This window comes from Methylibium sp. T29 (genome assembly GCF_000576205.1).
Taxonomy (GTDB): domain Bacteria; phylum Pseudomonadota; class Gammaproteobacteria; order Burkholderiales; family Burkholderiaceae_C; genus Methylibium; species Methylibium petroleiphilum.
In genome coordinates this window covers 1-4799 of record NZ_AZND01000243.1, presented here as the reverse complement: position 1 = coordinate 4799, position 4799 = coordinate 1, and the positions used below count along the sequence as shown (strand labels likewise).

At 69.7% G+C, this 4799-nt stretch carries 4 protein-coding genes and 2 pseudogenes; all 6 read right to left on the bottom strand.

The window, feature by feature from the left end:
* Positions 1-684, bottom strand: a pseudogene (locus tag x551_RS18535) (THUMP domain-containing protein); the annotation flags it as partial.
* 94 nt (positions 685-778) lie between these two features.
* A complete protein-coding gene (locus x551_RS18530; protein ID WP_011827749.1) occupies positions 779-2302 on the bottom strand; it encodes an RNA polymerase factor sigma-54 in 1524 nt (507 codons plus the stop codon).
* Entirely contained in the window at positions 2302-3057 is a 756-nt protein-coding gene (gene lptB / locus x551_RS18525) for an LPS export ABC transporter ATP-binding protein (RefSeq protein WP_011827750.1), read from the bottom strand. Before lptB ends, x551_RS18530 begins: the two co-directional genes overlap by 1 nt.
* A gap of 175 nt (positions 3058-3232) precedes the next feature.
* Positions 3233-3591, bottom strand: a pseudogene (gene lptA / locus x551_RS24615) (lipopolysaccharide transport periplasmic protein LptA); the annotation flags it as partial.
* Positions 3592-3772: 181 nt separating this feature from the next.
* Complete coding sequence (locus x551_RS18520) at positions 3773-4417, bottom strand: thiol:disulfide interchange protein DsbA/DsbL (RefSeq protein WP_036235666.1); 645 nt, start codon at positions 4415-4417, stop codon at positions 3773-3775.
* Between the two features lie 59 nt (positions 4418-4476).
* A partial coding sequence (locus x551_RS18515; RefSeq protein ID WP_173402822.1) for an SPOR domain-containing protein occupies positions 4477-4799 on the bottom strand: 323 nt, incomplete at its 5' end.

Sequence of the window (4799 nt, the reverse complement as noted above, 5' to 3'; positions counted from 1 at the left end):
CAATGCCGCAGGCGATCTGCGCCGCTCGATCGCGATCGTGCCGGAGCCGCACACCGGGTCGAGCAGCGGGCCGTCGGCCTCGCGGCCCTGCCAGCCGGCGGCGGCCAGCATCGCGGCAGCCAGCGTCTCCTTCAGTGGCGCCTCGCCCTGGTCCTCGCGCCAGCCGCGCTTGAACAGCGCCTCGCCCGAGGTGTCGACATACAGCGTGGCGTGCTCGGGCGCCAGGTGCAGCAGCAGCGGCAGGTCGGGGCGGCGGGTGTCGACGCTCGGGCGCGCGCCGAGCGCGTCGCGCATCGCGTCGCAGACACCGTCCTTGATGCGCAGCGCGGCGAAGTTCAGGCTCTTGAGCGGCGCGCGCTGCGCGGTCACGTCCACCTTCAGGGTCTGCGTCGGCGTGATCCAGTCGGGCCAGCGCGGGCTGCGGGCCAACGCGTACAGGTCGTCCTCGCTGCGGTAGGGCGCATCGGCCACCTGCCACAGCACGCGCTGGGCGAGCCGGCTGCCGAGGTTGAGTGCCATCGCCTCGCGCGGGCCGCCGCGCACCATCACGCCGCCGCGCTGCGTCTGCGCCGCCGCGCCCGGCAGCAACCGGGCAACCTCGTCGGCGAGCAGCGCCTCGACGCCGGCCGCGCAGGGGAGGAACAAGGAGGACGGCGGGGCGTCGGGCGGAAGGGCGACGTTCATGCGTGCAGAGGGGTTCGAGGGTTGCGCTCGCGCCTCGGTCGACACCGGGCGGGGCGCTGGGTCTTGTTGCCGGTTCGGGCCCGAGACCTCGTCGTCACATCATCGTGCGCCGCAGGTTGGCCGGCGCGATCTTCAGCGCCTCGCGGTACTTCGCCACCGTGCGGCGTGCCACCTGGATGCCCTGCTCTTCCAGCATGCTGCTGAGCTGGCTGTCCGACAGCGGCTTCTTGGCGTCCTCGGCACTGACCAGCTGCTTGATCAGCGCACGCACCGCGGTGCTCGACGCATTGCCACCGGCCTCGGTGTTGAGCGAGGAGCCGAAGAAGTACTTCAGCTCGAAGGTGCCGTAGGGCGTGGACATGTACTTGGCGGTGGTCACGCGCGAGATGGTCGACTCGTGCAGACCCAGCTCGTCGGCGATCTCGCGCAGCACCAGCGGCTTCATCGCGATCGCGCCATGGCTGAAGAAGGCCTTCTGGCGCTCGACGATGGCCTGCGACACGCGCTGGATGGTGTCGAAGCGCTGCAGGATGTTCTTCATGAACCAGCGCGCCTCCTGCAGCCGCGAGCTCAGGCCCGCGCCCGATTCGGTGCGCGCGCCCCGCTGCTGCTTGATGGCCTGGGCGTAGAGGTCGTTGATGCGCAGCTTGGGCATCACGTCGGGGTTGAGCACCACGCGCCAGCCGCGGCCGGCCTTCTGCACGATGACATCGGGCACGATGATGTTGGCCTCGGCCTTGGTGAAGGGCCGGCCGGGCTTGGGCTCGCAGCGCACGATCAGCGCCTGCGCGGCCTTCAGCAGCTCCTCGTCGGCGCCGGTGGCGGCCATCAGCTTCTTGCCGTCGCGCCGCGCCAGCAACTCGAGGTGGTACTTGCAGATCAGGATCGCGATCATCTGCGCCTCACAGCGCGGTCCGGCCCGCAGCTGCAGCGTCAGGCACTCTGACAGGTCGCGCGCACCGACGCCCAGCGGCTCCAGGTTGTGCAGCCACTTCAGCGCGCAGCGCAGGCGGTCGAGCAGCTCCTCGACCGCGATGTCGTCCTCGTCGCCGGCCAGGCGCTGGGCGATCTCTTCCAGGGGGTCGGCCAGGTAGCCGTCCTCGTCGAGCGATTCGATCAGCACCATCACCGCGCCGCGGTCCTCGTCGCTCAGGCGCATGCCGCGCAACTGGTCGCGCAGGTGGTCCTGCAGGCTCACCCCGGCGCTGCTGCGCTCCATGGGGTCGAACTCGTCGCTGTCGTTGTTGCCGGCCTTGCCGGGCGTCTCGCGGATGCCGTCGAAGTCCTCGCGCTCGGTGCCGTTCTCCCAGTCCTCGCGCTCGGTGGTGCCGAACTCGGCCGCATCCACCGCGACCGGCTCGGGGTCGGCGGCCACCTCGGACCCCGAGCCCTCCCAGGCGTCATCGGCCTGGCGCTCCGTGGCCGTGGCGCGCTCCACCGGCGCGTCGAACGGGGTCGGCGCATCTTCCTCCACTTCGAGGAAGGGGTTCTGCTCCAGCATCTGCTCGACTTCCTGGTGAAGCTCGAGCGTGGAAAGCTGCAGCAGCCGGATCGACTGCTGAAGCTGCGGCGTGAGCGCCAGATGCTGCGAAAAACGGACCTGCAGGGAAGGCTTCATCACATCCTGAAGTGCTCGCCGAGGTAGACCTTGCGGACGTCGGCGTTCTCGACGATCTGCTCGGGGGTGCCTTCGGCCAGCACGCGTCCTTCGCTGATGATGTAGGCGCGGTGGCAGATGCCCAGGGTCTCGCGCACGTTGTGGTCGGTGATCAGCACGCCGATCCCGCGGCTCTTGAGGAAGCCGATGATTCGCTGGATCTCGATCACCGCGATCGGATCGACGCCGGCGAACGGCTCGTCGAGCAGGATGAAGCGCGGCTGCGTGGCCAGCGCGCGGGCGATCTCGACGCGCCGCCGTTCGCCGCCCGACAGTGCCGGTGCCGGGCTGTCGCGCAGCTTGTCGATCGACAGGTCGTGCAGCAGGCCGTCGAGCAGCTCGTCGATGCGTGCCTTGGTGTAGGCCTTGCCGCGTTCGTCGAACTGGAGCTCCAGCACCGCGCGGATGTTCTCCTCGACGGTGAGCTTGCGGAAGATCGAGGCCTCCTGCGGCAGGTAGGACAGCCCGAGGCGCGAGCGCTGGTGGATCGGCAGGCGCTCGATCGGCGCGCCGTCGATGCGGATCTCGCCGGCGTCGGCGCGCACCAGGCCCACGATCATGTAGAAGCTGGTGGTCTTGCCGGCGCCGTTCGGGCCCAGCAGGCCCACCACCTCGCCGGCCGCAACGGCCAGGTGCACGTCCTTGACGACCTTGCGGGCGCCGTAGCTCTTCTGCAGTCCGCGAGCCTCCAGGCGGCTCGCCATCGCCGTGTTCATGGCCGCGTCCCCGCCCCGGAGTTGGCGCCGAAGCCGGGTTCTCGCGCGGCGTCAGCACGCCGCGCACCCGGCCTGGCGCGGCCGCGGAGGCCGGGCCGCCGAGCACCTGGAAGACCTCGGTCACGTTGTCGTAGGAGATGGTGTTGCCGGCCACCTCGTCGGCCAGCGTGCTGCCGCGGAAGCGCCGCAGCACGGCCTGGTTCACGAGCCGCACGGTGTCGCCGCGGCCGTCGTACTCGAGGCGCTCGGCCTCGCCCTCGATGTACTCGTCGTTGCTGCCGCGCTTCTGGCGGAAGTAGGCACGCTTGTTCGGCCAGCCGGTCGCCACCGCGGACTGGTAGCCTCGGGACTCTGGCGCACCTCCACGCGGTCGGCGCGGATGACGATGCTGCCCTTGGTGATCTCGACGTTGCCCGACAGGATGTTCAATTGCTTGACCTCGTCGACCCGGGCCGAGTCGGCAGTGAAGGCCAGCGGCTGGCTGCGGTCAGCCTTTTCGGCGGCGAAGGCCGGCAGCAGGGCCAGCCCCAGCACCGCCAGGACGGCCCGGCAAACAGCTGCGCCAGCAAGGTGCACCGCGATGCAGGATAGGGGGTCGGAGCGGACATGGAGGGAATCGGCATGAATCTTGCTGCCGATTCTAGGGTGAGTTCGATCGCTTGCCACGGCCGGCCGCCGCTCCGACGGCCGCTGTCGCGTCGACGCCAAACGAGGGTCAGCCGCCCTTGCGGATCTGCGCGATCAGGTGGTCGGTGATCGCCAGCGCGCGGTCGTTGCTGCCGGCCAGCGAACCCGAGGTGTAGTAGGACCCGTTGATGCCGATCGCCGGCGTGCCGTCGATCTTGTAGCCGGCCGACAGCGCGGCGGCCTGGCGGGCCTTGGTCTGCACCGAGAACGAGTTCATCACGTCGAGGAACTTGGCCTTGTCGACGCCATTCTTCGCCACGAAGTCGCCGATCGCCTCGGGCGTGTTCAGCGGATTGCGTTCGACGTGCATCGCGGTGAAGACCTTGCGGTGCAGGGTGTCGACCAGCCCCAGGGCCTCGATCGCGAAGTACAGCTTCTGGTGCAGCACGAACGGCACCTCGCGGAAGGCGACCGGCAGGCGCCGGAAGGTGATGTCCGGCGGCAGCTTCTTGACCCAGGATTCGAGCATCGGCTCGAAGGCGTGGCAGTGCGGGCAGCCGTACCAGAAGAACTCCACGACCTCGAGCTTCTTCGGGTCCTGCGTCGGCTGGCGCTGCGACAGCTTCACGTAGTCCTTGCCCTCGACCGGACCGCCCTGGGCGTGGCCGAAGGCCGGCAGCAGTCCGACGCAGGTGGTGGCCAGCGACAGGGTCGTGAAGTCACGACGGTTCATGAGCATCCTTTCAGCGTTCAGACAGACGCAGCGGTGGAGTCATCCCCACGCCGCGAAGTTCATTTCTGCACCCGCACCAGCGCCGACACCATGCCGGCGCCGTCCAGCGTTTCCTTCACCTTCTCGGCCTCGGCGCGCTGCACGAACGGGCCGACGCGCACACGGTACATCGTCCGGCCCGATTGCTCGCGCTCGGTGATCTTGGACTCGAAGCCCTGGATCGCCAGCTTGGCGCGCTGGGCCTCGGCTTCCTCGGTGCGCGCGTAGGCGCCGACCTGCACGAAATAGACAAACGCCTCGGACGCGCCGGTGGTGGACAGGTCCGGGCCGGGCCGGGCCGGGCCGCCGCCGAGGATCGCGGCCGGGTCACGGCCGTCGGGCG